The following is a 21,926-nucleotide window of genomic DNA, read 5'->3' on the forward strand; positions in this document are numbered from 1 at the left end:
AGTTGCGCGGCTACACCGAAGTGGCGGGGAAGTCGGCCCATGTCATCGTCGCCAACCCCTATGGCATCACCTGCAACGGCTGCGGCTTCATCAATACCCCACGGGCGACCCTGACCACCGGCAAGCCGGTCGTCGAGAATGGCCAGTTGAGCCGCTACCAGGTGGACCAGGGCAGCGTCGCCATCGAAGGCGCGGGCCTGAATGCGAACAACGTCGACCGCTTCGAAATCATCACCCGCAGCGCCAGGATCAACGCCGAGATCCAGGCGAAAAACCTGACCATCGTCGCCGGACGCAATGACGTCGATGCCGCCACCCTCAACGCCACCGCACGCGCCGACGACGGCAGCGACAAACCGCAACTGGCCATCGACTCCTCGGCCTTGGGCGGTATGTATGCCGGGGCGATCAAGCTGGTGGGCACCGAGGCCGGGGTCGGGGTGAAACTGGACGGCAAGCTGATTGCCAGTGGGAGGGATATCCAGCTCGATGCCAATGGGCATTTGAGCCTGACGCAGACCACCGCGGCCGGGGCTGTCGACCTCAAGGCGCAGAGCCTGGACGCTCGGGAAACGATCTATGCCGGCAGCCGCCTCCAGGTCACGACCCGAGGCGGCATCGACAACCGACGCGCCATGGCCGCGCGTGACAGCGTCACGCTGACGACCGACGGCCAACTCAGCAACCTTGGCATCATCGAGGCGGGGGTCAATGCCGACAGCACTCGCAACCAGGTCGGCGATGTCGTCCTTGCGGCGGCTGCCCTCGATAACCGCGGGCAAGCCGTGATTGCCAGTCGCGACTTGAAAGCCACGACCACCCAGACCCTGGACAATCGCGGCGGTACCTTGTCTGCGACGAAAACCCTGACCGTCGACAGCAAGGCCCTCGACAACCGCGCCGGCACACTGGTCAGCCAGGGCGCATTGAACGCGACAGTCCTCGGGACGCTGGACAACCGCGGCAAGGGCACCCTCGCCAGCGGTGGCGAGCAGGCCCTGGTCGCCGGGACGTTGAAAAACAGTGAAGGCGTTGTCAGCGCCAAGGACAGGCTGAAGATCGAGGCGAAAACCCTCGATAACAGCCGCGGCAAGATTGCTTCGGACGCGGCCCTGACCGTTGGCGCAGGTGACGTTGACAACAGCGGCGGCCAAATCACCAGCCAGGCGGATACGGTCGCCACGCTGGACAGTTTCAAGCAGCAGGGCGGCAAGCTGGTCAGCCAGGGGAAACTGACACTGACAGCAAACCGCATCGATAACAGCGACGACGGCTATATCGCCTCGGTCAAGGCCATGGCCCTGACTGCCCACCAACACCTGCTCAACACTGGCAAGGCGATTATCAGTACCGAACAAGGCCTGACCATCGCTGGGGGAGAGGTCGATAACACCAACGGCAGCCTGCTCAGCCAGGATGACCTGAAGGTTGATATCGCGGGGGACCTTCTCAATCGGGACGGCAGCGCCATCGCCCAGGCCGGTAACGTCGATATCGAGGCGAGCAGCCTCGACAATCGTGGCGGCGTGCTGGCAACGGTCAATGGCTGGTTGAAAACCGCTCTCGACAAGGTACTGGACAACAGCCAATCGCTCACCGCCGGCGGTGACGCCGGATTGATCCAGGCCCAGTCCATCGACCTTGGCGCAACGCAGGCGGTGCTCAACAACGGCGGACAGGTGTCGGCCCTGTCCGGGGCGGCTGAAATCGGCACTGGCGCATTGCACAATCGCAACGGTGCCTTGCTTGCCAGGCAGGGGCTGGCGGTCCGTGCCCATGATCTGGATAACAGCAACGGACGCGTAGCGGCGGACACCATCGATTTCGGACTTGGGGCAGCACTCATCAACCAGGGCGGCCTGGTAGAGGGCAGCAATGGCCTGGCGATCCGGGCTGCATCGATTGACAATCAGCGCGGCAAGTTGCGTTCGGTGGGCCAGCAGGGAGCGGCGACCCTGGAGGCTGGCCAACTGCTGGACAACCAGAACGGCCTCATCGAGGCGGCCAGCCACGACCTGTCCTTGCAGATGGCCGGTTTCCTGAACGCTGATGGCAGCGTTCGCCATGTGGGCAGCGGCACCCTGGACGTGGACATCGCCAGGTTCAGTAACGTCGGCGGCAGCCTGACGACATCGGGCACCTTGACCGTCGACGCGGCACGCTGGGATAACAGCTCGGCTATCCAGGCCGATGTCCTCGACCTGAAGGTCGGCCAGCTCAATCAGTCCGACCGCGGTAGCCTGCTCGCCGTCAAAAGCCTGCTCGCCACGGGTGGCAACTGGAACAACGCAGGCGTCATTGGCAGCGATGAGGCCCTCGATCTGAGGCTGACCGGTGCCTATGTCGGCACGGGCAGCAGTCGGGCTAGCAGCGTCGGTCGGTTCGACTTGAGTGCGGCAAGCATCGATGTTTCGAGCGGCTCGCGCCTGGCTGGAGGTGGCGCTACCACCATCGGCAGCCTCGGCGCACTGAACAATGCCGGGCGGATCACCAGCGGCGACACGTTCGCCCTGACCGCCGCCCGCTTGACCAACACGGGCACGCTGGGCGGCGCTCGGGCGGTCGAACTGACCGCCGACGAGGCGCGCAACGATCATGGCCTGATCTTCAGCGGCGCGGACATGGGACTGCGTTTCAATCGGTTCACCAACCATTTCGCCGATGTCTACAGCCTGGGGGCGCTGAATGTCGCGGCGCGGGACGGTGTGGCCCGCAGCGAACTGCTCGAGAACATCTCCGGCACCCTGGAATCGGCAAAGGACATGTCGCTGCGCAGCAATGTCCTGATCAACCGCAAGGACGTCTTTACCACTACCGATCAACTGGTGTCGGGTTCCATCAGCGTCAAATGCTACGACTGCAGCGGCGACCACCACAACGTCGACTACATCGCCAATGAAACCTACCAGAGCGTGGTGCTCCAGGACTCGGCCAGCGCCACCTTGATGAGCGGCGGCAAGCTGACCATCGACGGCCTTGCGGTAGCCAACCACCACAGCGTCATGGCCTCGGGCGCCGACCTGCTGATCAAGGCGGACAACTTTGCCAACGTCGGCGCCGCTGCCGGCTCCAGCGTCAGGACGCGGACCTGGAACACTGGCAGGGTGACCGACGGAACCGACGAGCGTTTCCGTTCGCGCTTCATCGTTCCCTACAACGCCCAGGCCAACCCCAAGGAAGTCCCGGTCGATGCACTCAACAGCTTCCGCCAGGTGGCTGACATCACCACCGTGACACCGGGTGCGCCGATGGCGCCGGCGGTCGTTCAATCGGGGGGCAATATCGACATCCAGGCCACCCAGAAACTGGAAAACAGCAGCATCGTGCAGTTCCAGGCGCCATTGGCGGGGACGGCCAGAACAGCGGCGACGGACGTCGCCACCTCCACGCAGCCTGCGGTGGTGGTGCTCAACCCGCAGTTACCGCCCGACCTTGCGCAACAACAGGTCAACCCGACCGGCATGCCCGGGTTCAGCTTGCCAACGGGGGAGAATGGCCTGTTCCGCATCGTCGACAGCGCGGCTGCGGCGCAAGGCAGCCGTGACCAGAGCCGGGCCACCGTCCAGGGCTCGGATGCGAGCCGGGTCATTGTCGGGCCCAAGTACCTGATCGAAACCAACCCTGCGCTGACCGACCTCAGGCAGTTCCTGAGTTCGGACTACTTGCTGGGCAACCTGGGTTACGACCCCGACACCAGCTGGAAGCGCCTGGGCGATGGCCTGTACGAGCAGCGCCTGGTCCAGCAGGCGGTGCTTGCCCGCACCGGACAGCGATTCATCGCCGGACAGACCAGCGATGAAGGCGTGTTCAAGTACCTGATGAACAACGCCATCGCCAGCAAGGAACAACTGAACCTGGCCGTTGGCGTGACCCTCACGTCGCAGCAGGTCGCCGCGCTCACCCATGACATCGTCTGGATGGAAGACCAGGTGATCAATGGCGAGCATGTGCTGGTGCCGGTGCTCTACCTGGCCCAGGCCAACCGCCGGTTGATGGCCGATGGCGCGCTGATCCAGGGCAAGGACATCACGCTGATTGCCGGTACCGACCTCAAGAACGCCGGAACGCTGCACGCCAGCGAAAACCTCTCGGCGGCGGCGGGGAACAACCTGGTCAACACGCGCCTGGCCGAAGCCGGCGAGCGGCTCAAGCTGGTTGCCGGCAAAGACCTCGTCAACATCCAGGGCGGGATTCTCAAGGGCCAGGATGTCGAGCTTTCGACCTTGACCGGCGATATCCGCAACGACCGCACCGTCAGCATCATTGAAAACAGCGGCCAGGGTTTCAGCTCGAAAACCTCGGTGGTCGACAATGCCGCACGCATCGAGGCCGGCAACAACCTCACCGCGCGGGCGGCGGGCGACCTGCTGAACGTGGGCGGCGCCATCACCGCAGGCAACGACATTGACCTGCGCGCGGGGGAAGACATCGTCATTTCCGCCGCCCGGGAAGAAAACGGCTCGATGCGCAAGGACAAGCGCCACTTCTGGGAACAGAGTCAGACCGTCCAGCATGCCAGTGAAATCAAGGCCGGCGGCGACCTGAATGCCACAGCCGGCAAAAACCTGACCGTCGTCGCCAGCCACCTCGAAGCCAAAGGCGATATCAACCTGACCGGCACCGACGTTTCCCTGATCTCGGCAGCGAACGAAGACGCCAGCGAATACCGCTACAAGCGCAGTGGCAAGAAGATCAACAAGGAAGAGGATCACGTCCAGCAGCAGGCGACCACCCTCAATGCGGGCGGGGATGTAGCGATTGCTGCGCGCAACAACCTGTCGGTGGTGGCGAGCAGGATTACGGCGGGTGACGAGGCTTACCTGGTTGCCGTTAAGCAGATAAGTCTGTTGGCTGAGCAGAATCGGGATTATTCGCTGTATGACATGAAGAAGAAGGGGGGATGGGGCAGTAACGCCGCAAGGCGGGATGAGGTGACTCAGATCACTCATATCGGCAGCGAGATCAAGGCCGGGGGCAACCTGAAACTGATCAGCGGTGGGGATCAGACCTACCAGGTGGCGAAGCTGCAAAGTGGCAATGACCTGACCCTAGACAGTGGTGGGCGAATCATCTTCGAGGGGGTCAAGGACTACCACGACGAAAGCCACACCAAGAGCAAAGGTGACCTGGCCTGGTACAAGATGAAAGGCGAGGGACGCACCGATGAAACCTTGCGCCAGAGCGAGCTTGTCGCCCAAGGACAGTTGGTCATCAAGGCCGTTGACGGCCTGCGTATCGACGTCAAGCAAGTCGATAAACAGAGTGTCAGCCAGACCATCGACGCGATGGTGAAGGCTGAACCGGGCCTGGCCTGGATGAAACAGGCCGAGGCGCGTGGCGACATCGACTGGCGTCAGGTGAAGGAAATCCACGACAGCTTCAAGTATGAAAACTCCGGTCTGGGTGCCGGAGCCAAAATCGCCATCGCGATTTTGATGTCGTTCATCATGGGCCCGGCCGGCTTCGGACTGTCAGGCACTAACCTTGCGGTAGCCACCAGCCTGAGTACCACCGCAGTCACCAGTACTATTGAGAACAAAGGCAACCTGGGTCGTGCGCTAAAGGAAACAGTGAGCGCCGATAGCTTGAAGAGTGCGGCGATTGCCGGTTTTACCGCCTATGCGTTCGAATACGCGGACAAAGAATGGTTTACCAGTGCCGACAGCGCCAATACTGCAACTCAAGGCGTCGAGCCGTCGGCGGGTTCGACGGGTTCGGCAAGTTCAGCATCAAGCGCGCGTAATTCATCCAAGGATATCTTCCGTTGGAGTAACGCGACTGACACGGCAGTCCGCACAACTGGGAAAGCGCTCATCCCCAGTAGCATTTCCACAGCGATTGGAGGCGGCAGCTTCGGCAGCAACTTCAATGCTGCCCTGCTGGGAGAGGCCGGCAATGTGGCGATGGCGACCGGTTTCAACTGGGTGGGCGATACCATCAAGTTCCCGGATGGCGGCCCTCAGAAAATTGTGGCCCACGCGATCATGGGTGGCCTGCTGGCTGAACTGACAGGCAGTGATTTCAAAACGGGGGCAGTCGCCGCCGGTTTGAACGAAGCGCTGATTCCCAGCATGGTCAAGGTGGCGGATAAAAACGAACATCTGCAACTGATGCTCTCGCAACTAACGGGGCTACTGGCTGCGGCCGCGGTCAACGGCGATCTCGATACAGGTTCGAAGATTGCCGAGAAAGCGACCGCGTTCAACTATCTGTTCCATGCGGAATTGGTGGAGAGAGAACAAAAGCTCAACAGCTGCACATCACCAGCTGATTGCCAATCCATCCGTGATTTTTACAACAACCTCGACACAGCCCGAAACCGGGAGTTTGGACAGTACTGCCTGCAGAATCCGGCGGGCTGTGCGCAGATTACGAAGCAGCTGGCGGATGAGATTTCGGCCAATGAAAAATTGCTGCATGACGGCAGAAGCTCAGGGCTGAATCGCTCGGTAGCACTTTGGGAAATCACGCGGAGTAACGAGCGGGCCATCAATACCGGCATTATCGAGAATACGCGTACCGAAAAAGGCGATGGCGCTGCATTACTGGCCGAGCTTGCGTCGGATGGATTGAGTCCGGATCGGGGATTGTTCGCGTCGACGGCTGGGGGGAAGGGTGGTACAACCGGGGTTAAGGTTGGGGTTGTTGGGGATAATAGTGCGAAAGGTGGGGCGAAGACACCACAAACTCTAGAGCAGATATCAAATCCCCCGCAGGCTCCTGTAATTCCATTCGGATGGATCAGTCGGCCAGGGAAAAATGGTGGGGAAATCTACTACCCACCTGGAACTGATCCGGCAAAAGGAGAGCACATCCGAGTTATGCCGCCTGGCTCATCACCTGTCCCGGGATATGAGAATGGATATTGGCGCTGGCAGAACTCCGGCAAGCAACCAATGAACCCCGCAACAGGCAAACCGGGGAAAGGTCAGGGGGATACACATGTTCCTCTTCTTCCTGACTCTTTGCCGCCGATTCGTCGTTGAAGCTATTTATCAATCAAGGTGGCGTATGTACTCATTACCGGCTGATTTTGACTTTTCACTGCTATCCGGCTGTTATCTGGAGATGGTATGTTTTGGTGTGCGAATGACGAAATTGGAATTTTCACGCCCCCAGATTTCTGCTGGCATCTCTCCATATAGAGTCTCTTTTTGTGTGGAAGGTGGTTTGAAATATGAAGTAAATGGCGTGTTAGGGCAAAGACGGTTTTCTGATTCATCCACAAGTGCGCCGTTATTGGATTTTTTGCTACAGGATGTCCTGTCGGTTAGAGAGGTTGAGGCAGCAGCGCTGCAGATACTATTTAACTCAGGCGACAGTATTGTTGTTGAACCGGATAACGACAGTGGTTATGAGGCTTATACAATTTACTTGGATTCCGGTGATGTAGTGGTTGTTTGAAGCGGTTAGAAAAGGTGGCGAAAAAAGGGGCAAATTTATTTGTCATGCTGGTAAATAAATCTGTCCTTATTTTTTGTCCCCTTTTTTTATTTTTTTGCTTCAGTAACAGCGACTCGGTGATTAACGCCCATAGAGATTTGGGGGATGACAAACGCGATGGTGAATGTTTGATCAAGGGTTGTGTGCCGGCGGTCTACATTATAGAGTAAAGAAATAAAGGTGTTTTATGGGGCCTGAAAAGTACGAGTTGTTGAATAGCGTTCCAGGGCATGCAGATTATGCCGTGAGCGCAGGGGACTTGGATCCGGAGGATATCCCGCAGGAAAGAATTAGTGCTGTGCTAGATCTGCTTCGTAATGCTAGTAATGATGAGGAGAGATTTTTTGCCGCAAAATTACTGACTAGTTTGGGCATCCATGAAGGCTTGATTGCTTTGGAAGCAAGTATGGAAAAGCCAGAGCAAATCGAGGGGATTTATTCTCATCGGGTATATGGGTACGACGATACTTATTACCAGATACTCTTGGCTGTTACTCGGTATTTTTCCAACGTGGCTGATCGTGGGGATATCGAAGTTGCTAGGGCTCAGATATATTCTATCCTTTCAAAAATCATTGCTTTAGCAAGTAGTAAATCTTCGAAATAGCCAAGATTTTTGATTTTGTGAGGCGTGAGAATTAAACGGAATATGTGCCTCTTATTGAAAATCATCTTATTGCTATAATCGATAAGCCCGAGGTGCATCGCTGGAAAGTCTATGACGCTATTGAATTTCTGACAGATTTTAATTCAGATTTCATTGCATCTTTATTGAAAGATAAAAATAAGTCGATTGATGATTATAGGCCAGGAACGTAAGGTGGACGAAAAGGGGGCAGATTTGAATGGCACTTCCTTAGCGGCTAAGCGATTGAACTGAAAGCGAAAAATTAAGAGGGGCTGGTCTTGGTCTACGGTGATAGTTGCGAACACACACCAGCGAACCAAGGACACAGCCCCAATGGATCGTAGACGGCAAATTCTTCAGCATCAATGAACGAAAAGGGGACAGATTTATTTGTCAGGCTGGTAAATAAATCTGTCCCCTTTTTTCTTTTTTGAAGAACTGGAAATAATGTACTCACAAGCCGATCTTGCAACGGATTTAGAAAAAACATTGGTTGATGGTTTCGAGGTTTTTAGGGCTTCGAAAGCCGCATTTGAAATATATCAAAATCATGGCTTAGAAATAACTGCGCCCATGGATCGAGTGCTCCTCACGCTGATTGCAATGGAAGAGGGTGAGGAATTTGAGTTGACTGAAGCTGAGTTTTTGGCTCTGATTTCAGAGATAAAAACTATGTAGATAAGGCGAAATTTACTGTGACGCTATGTAAGCCACAAAAAACGGGACAGATTTATTTTGCAGGGATGGGTTGGCTTTTAGCCTTGATTTGAGGCCGGCTAATGGGTGTCCACATTCTTCTGCATTCTTCTGCATTCTTCGATTCTTCAGTCCTCATTCTTCATAAGCGCGGTCTGTTGTCCCAACGGAGATCCCATCCGTTGGGCGTTATGACAAAGGACACGAGCTCCCCCTGAACCCTCTCAGCCAACCCAGCCAACTGCCGTTTTCGGAATGACCTCGGACTCGTCGAGCTTGGATGCAAACATGCTCACGGCTTCGAGTGCGTCTGTCGTCCCGGTGCGGATCTGTACGATGACCGATCCGGCCTGGTCCGCCAGGGTCACGCCGCGCAGGGCGCCTTCGTGGGTGACGTTCATGCTTGCGACGGCTTCGCGGGTTTCGGAGAGGATCATGCCGATCATCTCGGCGATCTCCGCTGTCGAGCGGCTTGTACGCCCTGCCAGCTGGCGGACCTCGTCGGCCACCACTGCGAAGCCTCGACCCTGGTCTCCCGCTCGCGCGGCCTCGATGGCGGCATTGAGGGCCAACAGGTTGGTCTGGTCGGCGATGCCGCGGATGGTGTTGACGATGGCGGTGATTTCCTCGGAGCGCGATCCCAGTTGCCCGACCAGGCGCGCGGAGGCGCCGATGTTGTCGGCGATCTGACGCATTTCCTTGGCTGTCTGGTGGATAACCTCGGCACCCTGTTCGGCCACTCGTTCGGTCTCGGCGGAGATGTGGTAGGCGCGGGAGGCTCCGCGAGAGTCTTCCTCGAACTTCTCGACTCGTTCGGTGATGTCGCTTGCGAACTTCACGATCTTGCACAACTTGCCCTCGGCGTCGTAGACCGGGTTGTAGCTGGCCTCCAGCCAGACGACCTTGCCGTGCTTGCCGAGACGCTTGTATTGACCGCTGAAGAATTCCCCGGCGTTCAGGCGCCGCCAGAAATCACTATATTCCGAACTGCTTACCAGGTTTGGCTCACAGAACATCCGGTGATGTTTGCCCTGGAGTTCGGTCAAGTTGTAGTTCATGACCCTCAGGAAGTTGTCGTTCGCGGTGAGGATGTGGCCGCTGAGGTCAAATTCGATCACCGCCATGGCACGATCAAGTGCCGCCAACTTGCCGCGGATTTCCGCCTCGTTCGCGACCTTGGCAGTGACATCAAGGGCGTACTTCACCACTTTCACCACGCGGTTGTGCTCATCCACCACGGGGTTGTAGCTGGCTTCCAGCCATACGTTCTGGCCACGCCCGCTACGGCGCTGGAACGTCCCGGAAACGAATTGACCGGCGCGCAACTGATTCCAGAATTCGCGGTACTCAGCGCTGCCCGCCAGCGCCGGGGTGCAGAAGTCCCGATGCGACAGACTGGCCAACTGCTCCGCACGGTAACCCATGGTATTGAGGAAGTTTTCGTTTGCGCGAAGCACCTTGCCGTCGGGACTGAACTCGACCACGGCCATCGACCGTTCCAAGGCACCCACCAGTCCTTTGTATGTCGTTAATTCGGCTGTCCTAGCCGTCAGTTCACTTTTTAGAATTTTGTTAAACATGACGTACCCTCGACGAACCCAGAAATGACTGGACCATGTCTCGGTATCGACTCGCTGACAGCGGAACTGAAGGGGATGGCCTAATCATGTTTCGGCGCCAAAAGGCGCCTTGTCCAATGATCCGGTTCTAAAGGTCCACAAAAAGAAGGGTTAATGCTTGCAGGTGTTGTCGCGAGGTACCGCCAGCAATGCTCCGCGAGCCGGTGGCAGGGGCGGAGCAAGGCGAGCACTCCCGTCCGGGATGCGGGAGTGCTCGAAGAGTCAGAGGCTGAAGCGCCCCACCATGCTGTTCAGGTCCACGGCCAGGCGAGACAACTCGGCGCTGGCGGCGCTGGTCTGATTGGCGCCGGTGGCCGATTGCACCGACAGATCGCGGATGTTCACCAGGTTGCGGTCCACTTCACGTGCCACCTGGGCCTGTTCTTCGGCGGCGCTGGCGATCACCAGGTTACGCTCGTTGATCTCCAGGATGGCCGCGTTGATGGTGTCCAGGGACATGCCGGCGCCACGCGCGATGTTGAGTGTGGACTCGGCGCGCTCGGTGCTGTTGCGCATGGAGTCCACGGCCTGTTCGGTGCCGTTCTGGATGCTGCCGATCATGCGTTCGATCTCGCTGGTCGACTGCTGGGTGCGATGGGCCAGGGCACGTACTTCGTCCGCCACCACCGCGAAACCGCGACCGGCCTCGCCGGCACGGGCCGCCTCGATGGCCGCGTTGAGCGCCAGCAGGTTGGTCTGGTCGGCCAGGCCACGGATCACATCCAGGACCTTGCCGATGTCGCGGGACTCATCGGCCAGGTTGCCGATCAGCGTGGCGGTGCTCTGCACGTCGGCGCTCATGCGCTCGATGGCGCCGACAGTCTCCTGCACCAGGTCCCGGCCGTCGCCAGCGGAGGTGGTGGCATTTTTCGAGGCTTCGGAAGTGCTGACCGCGTTGCGCGCCACTTCTTCCACGGCGCTGGTCATTTCATTGACGGCAGTGGCGGCCTGTTCGATCTCGTCGTTCTGCTGGGTCAGGCCACGGGCGCTTTCGTCGGTAACGCTGTTGAGTTCTTCGGCGGCGGAGGCCAGTTGCGTGGCCGAGCCGGAAATCCGCTGCAGGGTATCGCGCAGTTTTTCCTGCATGGTGGACATCGCCCGCAGCAGGCGACCGGCTTCGTCGCTGCCATCGACCACGATCGGCCGGGTCAGGTTGCCCTTGGCGATTTCTTCGGCGGCGTCCAGGGCGTTGGCGATCGGCCGGGTGATGCTGTTGGTCAGCAGCCAGGCGAACAGCAGGGTCAGGCCGGTGGCAACCACCAGCAGGGTGACGACCCAGTTGAACGCTGTCGAGTACTGTTGCGCCGCGCCCTGATTGAAATCATCGGCTTGCTGGTTGTTGATTTCCAGCAGGCGGCCGAGTACTGCGTTGATGGCTTCGGAGTTGTTCTGCAGTTCAGTGTTGAGCAGTGCCCGCAACTCATCGACCTGATTGTTGCGCGACAGGGTTTTCATCCGCTCTTCGAGTTGGCGGTATTGCCCCAGCAGTTGCACATACTGGTCATAGGCCGCTCGTTCTTCGGTAGCGCTGATGAGTTTTTCGTAAGCACTCTGGGCATCGCGAATCTGCTGGTTGCGTTGCTCGAACAGCTCGAAGGTTTTCTGCTGGATATCCGGTTCGCGGTTGGTCAGCAGGCGATAGGACAATACCCGCAGGCGCAAGGTGAGCTGGGTGAATTCATTCAGGGCCTGGATGCTGGGTACGCTGTTCTGGGCGATGTTTTCGCTGGATGCGCGGATCTTGCTCATCTGGGTCAGGGCGAATACCCCGAGGGCCAGCATTAGGGCGCCGATCAGGGCAAAGCCCAGGAACGCCCGCGGCGCGATGTTCATATTACGTAGAGACATGGAATGTACCGAGAAGGCGCGCCCGTGCGGGCTGTGGCTGGTGTTAATTGCCTTATCGGACATGCGACTGAAGTCTTGAGTGGGATGGGCCCTTTTGTCGCAGCACTACCCTGGCCAGGCGACGAAGGGTAGGAACCGGACTGCCCATTCACAGTCTTTACCACTCGCGAGCGAAGTACCGCCGCCCGTAAATCGTGGCGTCGGCGGTGACTTTTCTTTATCGTACGCGCCCCCTGGAAAAGCCTGGAAATCAATATGTTGGAAACATCCCTCAGCCAACTGGAGCAACTGGTCAACGACCTGGTGCAACAGAACCGCCACCTCGCCGGCCTGAACGAAACCCTGAGTGCGGAACTTGCCAGGGCCAAGGATGAAAACGAGAGCCTGCAATTGAGCCTGATGGAACAGGAAGAACTGCACGGGGCCACTGCGGCCCGCATCCAGGCGCTCATCGAGCGCGCCAGCGCAGGTCCCGTCGGCGCATGAGGCAGGGTGCCGATGGGGTGACAGTCATCTCGATCCTGGGAGAAGACTATTCAATCAAGGCCCCGACCGGACAGGAACAGGCGCTGCTGGACGCCGCGGCGATGCTCAAGGCCGCCCTGGCCGACACGAAGCGAAAATACCCGACGCTGATCGGTGATCGCCTGCTGGTGCTGGCGGCCATGAACCTGTGTTCGCAGCAGATCGAAATGCAGAAGCAGCATCGCGCCGAGCTCGACCGTTACCAGGAGCAGGTCAGCGCCACGGTCGATGTGATCGCCAAGACGATTCAGCAGGCCTGAACCTGCGACTGGCTTGAGAAGCAGCAGGCTCGCTCCACGGTGGAACTGTGTTCACCGAGGATCAAATGCAGGAATGAGCCTGCTGGGCGATCGGTCTCCGAGCGCGCTGCAGAACTCTTCTCAGAACCACTCATCCCGCATCGTCAGGCACGTATCGTCCCGCGCCTCGAGCAGTGTCAGCTCGTGCTGGCATCCTGGTACTTCCCAGGTAAGGAAGTAGCGCGCCGCTTGTAGCTTGCCTTTGTAGAAAGCCACGTCCGCCGGGTTGCCTGCGAGCAGGCCTTGCTCGGCGCGAATGGCCTGTTCCAGCCAGCGCCAGCCGATCACCATGTGACCGAATACCTTGAGGTAAAGAGCCGAGTTGGCGAGGCTGCTGTTGACCTTGCCCTGAGCCATGTCCGTAAGCAGCCCCAGTGTGACTGTCTGCAGGCGTGCTACCAGAGCCTCCAGCGGTTGACGCAGCGCATTCAATGACTCATACGCCTGGGCGCGCTCGGTGGTATCGGCCACCAGGCGGATCAACTGCTTGAGTCCGGCGCCGCCGTTCTGTGCCAGCTTGCGGCCCAGCAGGTCCAGGGACTGGATGCCATGGGTGCCCTCGTGGATCGGGTTCAGGCGGTTGTCGCGATAATACTGCTCCACCGGATACTCCCGGGTGTAGCCGTGTCCCCCCAGAATCTGGATCGCCAGTTCATTGGCCTTCAGGCAGAACTCCGATGGCCAGGATTTGACGATCGGGGTCAGCAAGTCCAGCAATTCATGGGCTCGTCGGCGTTCGGCTTCGCTGTCGAGTGTGGTGGTGTCATCGAACAGCCGGGCCGCGTACAGGCCCAGGTCGAACGAACCTTCGACGTAGGCCTTTTGCGTCAGCAGCATGCGACGCACGTCGGCGTGCTGGATGATCGCCACGGGAGCGGTGGTCGGGTCCTTGCTGTCGGGCACCCGGCCTTGCGGACGTTCGCGGGCATATTCCAGGGAATACAGGTAGCCGGCGTAACCCAGCATCACCGCGCCCATGCCGACGCCGATCCGGGCCTCATTCATCATCTGGAACATATAGCTCAGGCCGTGGTGCGGTTTGCCCACCAGGTAAGCGATGCATTCGCCGTTGTCGCCAAAGTTCAGTGCCGTGGAAGTGGTGCCGCGCCAACCCATCTTGTGGAACAGCCCGGCCAGCAGCACATCGTTGCGCTTGCCAAGGCTGCCGTCGTCGTTGACCAGGAACTTGGGCACGATGAACAACGAGATCCCCTTGACCCCGGGTGGCGCGTCCGGCAGCTTCGCCAGGACCATGTGCACGATGTTTTCCGCCAGCGGGTGATCGCCGCCGGAAATGAAGATCTTGTTGCCCTTGAGCCGGTAGGTGCCGTCGGGTGCCGGTTCCGCACGGGTACGGATATCCGACAGCGAAGAGCCGGCGTGGGGTTCGGTGAGGGCCATGGTGCCGAAGAAGCGACCATCGATCATCGGCTGCAGGAAGCGTCGCTTCTGGGCTTCGTCGCCGAAGCTTTCGATCAGGTTCGCCGCGCCCATGGTCAGGAACGGATAGGACGTCGATGCGGCGTTGGCCGACTGGAAGTGGGCGAAGCAGGCTTGGGACAGCAGCGTCGGCAACTGCATGCCGCCAGCCTCGAAACTGCGCGCGGCATTGAGGAAACCGGCTTCGAGGAATGCGTCCACCGCCGGTTTCACCTCGGGAATCAGGATTGCCTGGCCGTTCTCATAGCGCGGTTCGTTCTCGTCATTCTTGCGGTTGTGCGGCGCGAAATATTTCTCGGCAATGCTGCGGGCTGTGCCGATGGCTGCGTCGAAGGTTTCGCGGTTGTGTTCGGCAAACCGTTCGCGCTGGGTCAGCCCCTCGGCATCAAGGACTTCGTACAGCTCGAAAGCCAGATTGCGGGAACTGAGCAACGTCTCGGACATGGCGGCCTACCTTGTTTTGGGATGGGCCGAGTCTAGGTGTGAGGCAGGAGGGTGAACAGCAAGATTGATTTGGGTGATGGAGTGGCAGAACGCAGGGGGTGATCTGACGCGTAAAAAATGTGGGAGCGAGCTTGCTCGCGATAGCGATTTCACACACAACAAAGATGCTGGCTGTCAGGTCGCTATCGCGAGCAAGCTCGCTCCCACTGGGGCGGTGAACTGAGCATCTATTGTCGATGCTCAGCGAATGTCGCGCTTAACCGATAGTCATCAGGCTGGCGTTACCCCCCGCCGCGGCGGTGTTGACGCTCAGGGCCCGCTCGATCACCAGGCGTTCCAGCGCGATGCCGGTTTCGCCCTGGGACAGGCCATTGACGCCGACGATGGCACCGGGGCGCTTGGCTACCTGCTGGCAGACGCTGCGCAGCTGGTCCGAGTCGCCATGATGCAGGACAGCGTCGAACACCACATCATCCTTGGTCCAGTCGGCAACGCGCTGGATACGTGCCTGGATGTCCTTCGGCAAACGTGCGAACAGCGCCTTGGCGGTGTCGGTTTCCGGCCATACGGCCGAGCCACCCACGGCCAGTACCGCCGCCAGTTGCGTCAACAGGTCTCCTTCCACCTCGGCCAGGCACAGTACGTGTTCGCGCGGCAGGATGGCGTAGCTGTTGCGCTCGCCGGTCGGGCCGGTCAGTTGACGGGTGATACCGCTTTGCGACTGGGCTGCGAACTGCACGCACAACGCACTCAGTTCGGCGAGCTTCTGGCTGTCGGCCCAGGCTTTCAGGGCGTTCAGCGGTTTGCTCAGGGCATCGCGCAGGCGCAGGTCCGGCGCACTGGCGGCATCGCCACGAACGAAGGACTGCTGGATCGCATCGGCAGGACGTGTCGACAGCAGGCGGTACAGGTACAGCGGGCCACCGGCCTTGGGCCCGGTGCCCGACAGGCCTTCGCCGCCGAACGGCTGCACGCCGACCACGGCACCCACGATATTGCGGTTCACATAGACGTTGCCGGCATGGACGTTGTCGATCACCTTGGCGATGGTTTCGTCGATACGGGTGTGCACGCCCAGGGTCAGGCCATAGCCGGATGCGTTGATCTGGTCGATCAACTGATCCAGCTCCTTGCGCTTGTAGCGCACCACGTGCAGCACCGGACCGAAGATCTCCCGTTGCAGCTCGTCGAAGCTTTCCAGCTCAATGAGGGTTGGCATGACGAAGGTACCGCGCTTGCATTCCTCGCTGTCGGCGATTGCCATCTGGTACACGCTGCGACCTTTGTCGCGCATGGCCTGGATGTGCTTCTCGATGCCCGCCTTGGCTTCGGCGTCGATCACCGGGCCGATGTCCACGGACAGGCGCTCGGGGTTGCCGAGGCGCGATTCGGCCATGGCACCCTTGAGCATTTCGATGACACGGTCGGCGGAATCTTCCTGCAGGCACAGGACCCGCAGCGCCGAGCAACGCTGGCCGGCGCTATCGAAGGCCGAGGACACCACGTCGATGACCACCTGCTCGGTCAGGGCCGAGGAGTCGACGATCATGGCGTTCTGTCCGCCGGTCTCGGCGATCAGCGGGATCGGACGACCCTGGTTGTCCAGGCGACCGGCGATGTTGCGCTGCAGCAGGCGTGCGACTTCGGTGGAACCGGTGAACATCACACCCTTGACCCGATCGTCACCCACCAGGCGAGCGCCGACGGTTTCGCCGCGGCCCGGCAGCAGTTGCAGGACGCCTTCCGGAATGCCGGCTTCGAGCATCAGGCGCACGGCCTGGGCGGCCACCAGCGGCGTCTGCTCGGCGGGCTTGGCCAGTACCGGGTTGCCGGCGGCCAGGGCGGCGGCAACCTGGCCGCTGAAAATCGCCAGGGGGAAGTTCCACGGGCTGATGCAGACCACCGGGCCCAGCGGGCGATGGGCATCGTTGGTGAAGTCGTTGCGAGCCTGCACCGCGTAGTAGCGCAGGAAATCCACGGCTTCACGGACTTCGGCAATGGCGTTGGCGAAGGTCTTGCCGGCTTCGCGGGCCAGCAGGCCCATCAGGGGCTGGATCTCGCCTTCCATCAGGTCGGCGGCACGCTCCAGGATCGCGGCCCGCTCGGCCGGTGGCGTGGCCTGCCAGATCGGTGCGGCGTTGAGGGCGCACTGGATGGCATTGTCGACATCCGCCACCGTGGCTTCCTGCACGTGGCCGACCACGTCGCGGTGGTCTGCCGGGTTCAAGACGGGGGTCGGCGTTTCTTCGCTGGCGGCGCAGCCGAGCATCGGCGCGGCTTTCCAATCGTTATGGGCGGTCGCCAGCAGGGCGCAGGACAACGAGGCCAGGCGATGCTCGTTTGCCATGTCGATGCCGCTGGAGTTGGCGCGCTCGCTGCCGTACAGGTCGCGTGGCAATGGGATGCGTGGATGCGGCAGGCCGAAACCGCCTTCCAGGGTCGCCATCTGCTCGATGCTGGCCACCGGGTCGGCCACCAGTTCCTGAATCGAAATGGACTGGTCGGCGATGCGGTTGACGAACGACGTGTTGGCACCGTTCTCCAGCAGGCGGCGAACCAGATAGGCCAGCAGCGTTTCGTGGGTCCCGACCGGAGCGTACACGCGGCACGGACGGTTCAGCTTGCCTTCGGAAACCTTGCCTACGACCTGTTCGTACAGCGGTTCACCCATGCCGTGCAGGCACTGGAATTCATACTGGCCCGGGTAGTAGTTCTGACCGGCGATGTGATAAATGGCCGACAGCGTATGGGCGTTGTGCGTCGCGAACTGCGGGTAGATGGCTTCCGGCACCGACAGCAGCTTGCGGGCGCAGGCAATGTAGGACACGTCGGTGTACACCTTGCGGGTATAGACCGGATAGCCTTCCAGACCTTCGACCTGGGCGCGCTTGATCTCGCTGTCCCAGTACGCGCCTTTCACCAGGCGGATCATCAGGCGATGACGGCTGCGACGGGCCAGGTCGATCACATAGTCGATCACGTACGGGCAGCGCTTCTGATAAGCCTGGATCACGAAACCGATGCCGTTCCAGCCAGTGAGCTGCGGCTCGAAGCACAGGCGCTCCAGCAGATCCAGGGACAGTTCGAGGCGATCGGCTTCTTCGGCGTCGATGTTCAGGCCGATGTCGTATTGCTTGGCCAGCAGGGTCAGCGACAGCAGGCGCGGGTACAGCTCGTCCATCACCCGTTCGTACTGGGCACGGCTGTAACGCGGGTGCAGGGCCGAGAGCTTGATGGAAATGCCCGGGCCCTCGTAGATCCCACGACCGTGGGAGGCTTTGCCGATCGAATGGATGGCTTGTTCGTACGAGGCCAGGTACTTCTGGGCGTCATGCTCGGTGAGCGCGGCTTCGCCCAGCATGTCGTAGGAATAACGGAAGCCCTTGGATTCGAATTTGCTCGCATTGGCCAGGGCTTCGGCGATGGTTTCGCCAGTGACGAACTGTTCGCCCATCAAGCGCATCGCCATGTCGACGCCCTTGCGGATCATCGGCTCGCCGCTCTTGCCGATGATGCGGCTCAAGGAGGAGGTCAGGCCCGCTTCGTTGTGGGTGGCGACCAGCTTGCCGGTCAGCAGCAGGCCCCAGGTGGCGGCGTTGACGAACAGCGATGGACTGTTGCCCAGGTGGGGCTGCCAGTTGCCGGTGCTGATCTTGTCGCGGATCAGTGCATCGCGAGTGCCTTTGTCCGGGATGCGCAGCAGCGCCTCGGCCAGGCACATCAGCGCCACGCCTTCCTGGGACGACAGGGAGAATTCCTGCAACAGGCCCTGAACGATACCGGCACGACCACCGGCACTTTTCTGGTTACGCAGTTTTTCGGCGATTGACGCGGCAAGCTTGTTGGTGGCTTCGGCCATTTCCGCTGGCAGGCGAGCCTGCTCGATCAGCATTGGGACCACTTCCGGCTCGGGGCGACGGTAAGCGGCGGTAATGGAAGCGCGCAGCACCGATTGCGGCAGGATGCTTTCGGCGAATTCCAGGAAGCACTGGTGCGCGTGGTCGACCTGGACATCACCGGCTTCGTCACTGTCGATACGGGTCGAACCGTTCAGCTCGGTCAGGGTTGCACCACCCTCGAGTTTTTCCAGGTAATTGAAAATTGCCTGCTTGATCAGCCAGTGCGGCGTGCGATCAATCGAGGTTGCGGCCGCCTTGAGGCGTTCGCGGGTCGGGTCGTCGAGTTTGACCCCAAGGGTGGTGGTAGCCATATTTTTATCCTCATGTTTACCACGTATTGCGTGGCATCAGCTGGCGGCAAGATTAGCCTCGGGCTGTTCGAGGTGCAACCGGGTGCAACCCTTTTTTTGACGAAATATCCAGCAGCTCATCAGGAAGTGAATCCTGGGCTGCGGTCCGTTGCACCGGCTTAGTGCTTTGGCTTCTAGGCAAGGCTGGCGACTGCGCAAAAAGGGAGCAAAAAACATTGTCAGTGGTGAAAAAACCGATCAGGTGCAACTTATTTGAGCGAAACAGGTTGCACCTTATTTCACTTGTTGAATAGCATTCGCGGCCAAGGTGCAACCGGTTTGACGCCGAGTTGTATCGGCCGATGGCTTTCCTGGGGAAACATCGGTCATAAATTCGCGGGTTTGCAAATCGTCGCTACAACGTCTGCGTTGTCGGCGCTTTCAACTGCCACCGCTACATAAAAACAAAGCCAGGGCGTAACTCATGAGTGTAAGCAATCCCACCCTGATCACCTTCGTGATCTATATCGCAGCCATGGTCCTGATCGGCCTGATGGCTTATCGATCCACCAACAACCTTTCCGATTACATCCTGGGCGGTCGCAGCCTGGGCAGCGTCGTGACCGCATTGTCCGCCGGTGCCTCCGACATGAGCGGGTGGCTGTTGATGGGCCTGCCAGGTGCCATCTACATGTCCGGCCTGTCGGAAAGCTGGATCGCCATCGGCCTGATCGTCGGTGCCTACCTGAACTGGCTGTTCGTAGCCGGTCGCCTGCGGGTCCAGACCGAGCATAACGGCGACGCGCTGACCCTGCCGGACTACTTCTCCAGCCGTTTCGAAGACAAGAGCGGTCTGCTGCGCATCATCTCTGCGGTGGTGATCCTGGTGTTCTTCACCATTTACTGCGCCTCCGGCATCGTGGCCGGTGCCCGTCTGTTCGAAAGCACCTTCGGCATGTCCTACGAGACTGCGCTGTGGGCCGGTGCCGCCGCGACCATCGCCTACACTTTCGTGGGCGGCTTCCTGGCCGTGAGCTGGACCGATACGGTGCAGGCCACCCTGATGATTTTCGCGCTGATCCTGACGCCGATCATCGTGCTGCTGGCTACCGGCGGCGTGGACACCACCTTCCTGGCTATCGAAGCGAAGGATCCTTCGTCCTTCGACATGCTGAAGAACACCACCTTCATCGGCGTGATTTCGCTGATGGGCTGGGGCCTGGGTTACTTTGGCCAGCCACATATCCTGGCGCGCTTCATGGCCGCCGACTCGGTCAAGTCCATCGCCAGTGCCCGTCGCATCTCCATGACCTGGATGATCCTGTGCCTGGGCGGTACCGTTGCCGTCGGCTTCTTTGGTATCGCGTACTTCTCGGCGCATCCTGAAGTGGCCGGTCCAGTGACCGAAAACCACGAGCGCGTGTTCATCGAACTGGCCAAGCTGCTGTTCAACCCATGGATTGCCGGCGTGCTGCTGTCGGCCATCCTGGCGGCCGTGATGAGCACCCTGAGCTGCCAGTTGCTGGTGTGCTCCAGCGCCCTGACCGAAGACTTCTACAAGACGTTCCTGCGCAAGAGCGCTTCCCAGCTGGAACTGGTCTGGGTCGGCCGCGCCATGGTGCTGCTGGTGGCTCTGGTGGCCATCGCCCTGGCCGCCAACCCGGAAAACCGCGTACTGGGCCTGGTGAGCTACGCTTGGGCCGGTTTCGGTGCGGCTTTCGGTCCCGTGGTCCTGATTTCGGTGATCTGGAAAGGCATGACTCGTAACGGCGCCTTGGCCGGTATCCTGGTGGGTGCAATCACCGTGATTGTGTGGAAGCACTTCGAGCTGCTGGGCCTGTACGAAATCATCCCGGGCTTTATCTTCGCCAGCCTGGCGATCTACATCGTCAGCAAGATGGGCTCGCCTACCGCCGGTATGGTGCAGCGCTTCGAAGCGGCTGAAAAAGATTTCCGCCTGAACCAGTGATGCGCTCGGCGAGGCCTGGTTGGCTCGCTTGATCGATCCGAAACGGCCCGTCTCCAGTGGAGGCGGGCCGTTTTTTTTTTCAGCTCGGATCGGCATCGGGCTGGTTGAGGAAGATCAGCACTCCCAATATCGCCATGTAGAACCTGAAGGCGGCGTCCTGGCCGTTCCAGATTTGCGATTGCCACATCAGGAACCACTCGCCACCCACCACCATGAAGCCAAAGAACCAGACGAGGAACCCTGCCGTCAGGCCGCCGATGGCCCATCGCTTGGCCTGGGTGAAAACCGGGCCGTCGGCGTTGCGCGCCTGCCACAGTTTCAAGGCGCCGTAGCCCAGCAGCCCGGCGGTGATCGCTTCGCCGAGGATGATCAACCAGTAGGCGCCATGCCATAGCCAAGGCTGGACAATGGCGCGGTAGCGGGCGGCATTGTCCGGGAAGGTGGTGTCCATGCTCAGTACGTGCTGGACGAAGTTGAAGTTGGAGCGGTAGTCCGTGAGATTGTTGAACACGGTCAGGAAGGCGAATGCGGCGAGAGCCAGGGTCATTGCAATTTTCGAATAGCGGGTTGTCATGCGGTGCGTCCTTTGCTTTTTGCGACGCTGGAAACGTTATCACGCTCCGATGCAGTCCCGAGGCCCGCCATGTTGTAAGACGCGGCCGATTCCGCCGTGTGACGAGAACGTGTCCGGACATACGCATTTTCTTGGGGCCCACGTTCCTGTTCGTGGTTCCAGAGGGCCGTTTTGCTGACGGCGGGCGCTGACCCAGGTACATCCGCTCGGCTGCGAACGCCTGACGTCCGGCACGCTTCAAGGTAAACTCGT

Annotated in this window: 11 protein-coding genes and 3 pseudogenes; 7 read left to right on the forward strand and 7 right to left on the reverse strand. The window is 59.9% G+C overall.

The window, feature by feature from the left end:
* Positions 1-2: 2 nt before the first annotated feature.
* From BLP99_RS14165 to BLP99_RS14175, 4 genes and pseudogenes are all read left to right on the forward strand, one after another.
* Positions 3-6,986 carry a two-partner secretion domain-containing protein gene (locus tag BLP99_RS14165; protein ID WP_256327856.1) on the forward strand — a complete coding sequence of 2,328 codons (6,984 nt, stop codon included), beginning with the start codon at positions 3-5 and terminating at the stop codon, positions 6,984-6,986.
* Positions 6,943-7,404 carry a hypothetical protein gene (locus tag BLP99_RS26230; protein WP_143007951.1) on the forward strand — a complete coding sequence of 154 codons (462 nt, stop codon included), beginning with the start codon at positions 6,943-6,945 and terminating at the stop codon, positions 7,402-7,404. The genes BLP99_RS14165 and BLP99_RS26230 overlap by 44 nt, the downstream gene beginning before the upstream one ends.
* Positions 7,405-7,630: 226 nt before the next feature.
* Positions 7,631-8,262: pseudogene (locus tag BLP99_RS14170) on the forward strand (hypothetical protein).
* Positions 8,263-8,518: 256 nt separating this feature from the next.
* Positions 8,519-8,749, forward strand: a complete 231-nt coding sequence (locus BLP99_RS14175) for a hypothetical protein (protein ID WP_092180593.1) — start codon at positions 8,519-8,521, stop codon at positions 8,747-8,749.
* A 242-nt stretch (positions 8,750-8,991) separates the two neighbouring features.
* Here BLP99_RS14175 and BLP99_RS26855 read toward each other — a convergent pair whose 3' ends face one another.
* From BLP99_RS26855 to BLP99_RS26870, 4 genes and pseudogenes are all read right to left on the reverse strand, one after another.
* On the reverse strand, positions 8,992-9,606 hold the full coding sequence (locus tag BLP99_RS26855) for a methyl-accepting chemotaxis protein (protein ID WP_371128600.1): 615 nt from the start codon (positions 9,604-9,606) through the stop codon (positions 8,992-8,994).
* A pseudogene (locus BLP99_RS26860) lies at positions 9,580-10,347 on the reverse strand (PAS domain-containing protein); the annotation flags it as partial. The pseudogene BLP99_RS26860 and the gene BLP99_RS26855, both read right to left, overlap by 27 nt.
* 261 nt (positions 10,348-10,608) lie before the next feature.
* Positions 10,609-11,481, reverse strand: coding sequence for a methyl-accepting chemotaxis protein (locus BLP99_RS26865; protein WP_371128601.1), 873 nt, complete (start codon positions 11,479-11,481; stop codon positions 10,609-10,611).
* Positions 11,464-12,297, reverse strand: a pseudogene (locus BLP99_RS26870) (MCP four helix bundle domain-containing protein); the annotation flags it as partial. The pseudogene BLP99_RS26870 and the gene BLP99_RS26865, both read right to left, overlap by 18 nt.
* Positions 12,298-12,489: 192 nt before the next feature.
* On the opposite strand from BLP99_RS26870, the gene BLP99_RS14190 reads away from it, so the two are divergent.
* On the forward strand, positions 12,490-12,720 hold the full coding sequence (locus BLP99_RS14190) for a hypothetical protein (protein ID WP_072398566.1): 231 nt from the start codon (positions 12,490-12,492) through the stop codon (positions 12,718-12,720).
* Entirely contained in the window at positions 12,717-13,019 is a 303-nt protein-coding gene (locus tag BLP99_RS14195; protein ID WP_072398565.1) for a cell division protein ZapA, read from the forward strand. Before BLP99_RS14190 ends, BLP99_RS14195 begins: the two co-directional genes overlap by 4 nt.
* Before the next feature lie 120 nt (positions 13,020-13,139).
* On the opposite strand, the gene BLP99_RS14200 is transcribed toward BLP99_RS14195, so the two are convergent.
* Together BLP99_RS14200 and putA are read right to left on the reverse strand one after the other, a co-directional pair.
* The gene (locus tag BLP99_RS14200; RefSeq protein WP_072398564.1) at positions 13,140-14,942 is read right to left on the reverse strand and encodes an acyl-CoA dehydrogenase; all 1,803 of its coding nucleotides are present in this window, start codon (positions 14,940-14,942) and stop codon (positions 13,140-13,142) included.
* 256 nt (positions 14,943-15,198) lie between these two features.
* Positions 15,199-19,152: a trifunctional transcriptional regulator/proline dehydrogenase/L-glutamate gamma-semialdehyde dehydrogenase gene (gene putA / locus BLP99_RS14205; RefSeq protein WP_092180599.1), complete on the reverse strand. Its 3,954-nt coding sequence runs from the start codon at positions 19,150-19,152 to the stop codon at positions 15,199-15,201.
* A 463-nt stretch (positions 19,153-19,615) separates the two neighbouring features.
* Here putA and putP point away from each other — a divergent pair, with 463 nt between their 5' ends.
* The gene (putP, locus tag BLP99_RS14210) at positions 19,616-21,100 is read left to right on the forward strand and encodes a sodium/proline symporter PutP (protein WP_072432177.1); all 1,485 of its coding nucleotides are present in this window, start codon (positions 19,616-19,618) and stop codon (positions 21,098-21,100) included.
* Positions 21,101-21,179: 79 nt separating this feature from the next.
* Here the strand turns inward: putP and BLP99_RS14215 are convergent, their stop codons facing one another.
* Complete coding sequence (locus BLP99_RS14215) at positions 21,180-21,674, reverse strand: DUF2165 family protein (RefSeq protein WP_072398561.1); 495 nt, start codon at positions 21,672-21,674, stop codon at positions 21,180-21,182.
* Between the last annotated feature and the right edge of the window lie 252 nt (positions 21,675-21,926).

Source organism: Pseudomonas sp. NFACC32-1, from assembly GCF_900101215.1.
Classification (GTDB): domain Bacteria; phylum Pseudomonadota; class Gammaproteobacteria; order Pseudomonadales; family Pseudomonadaceae; genus Aquipseudomonas.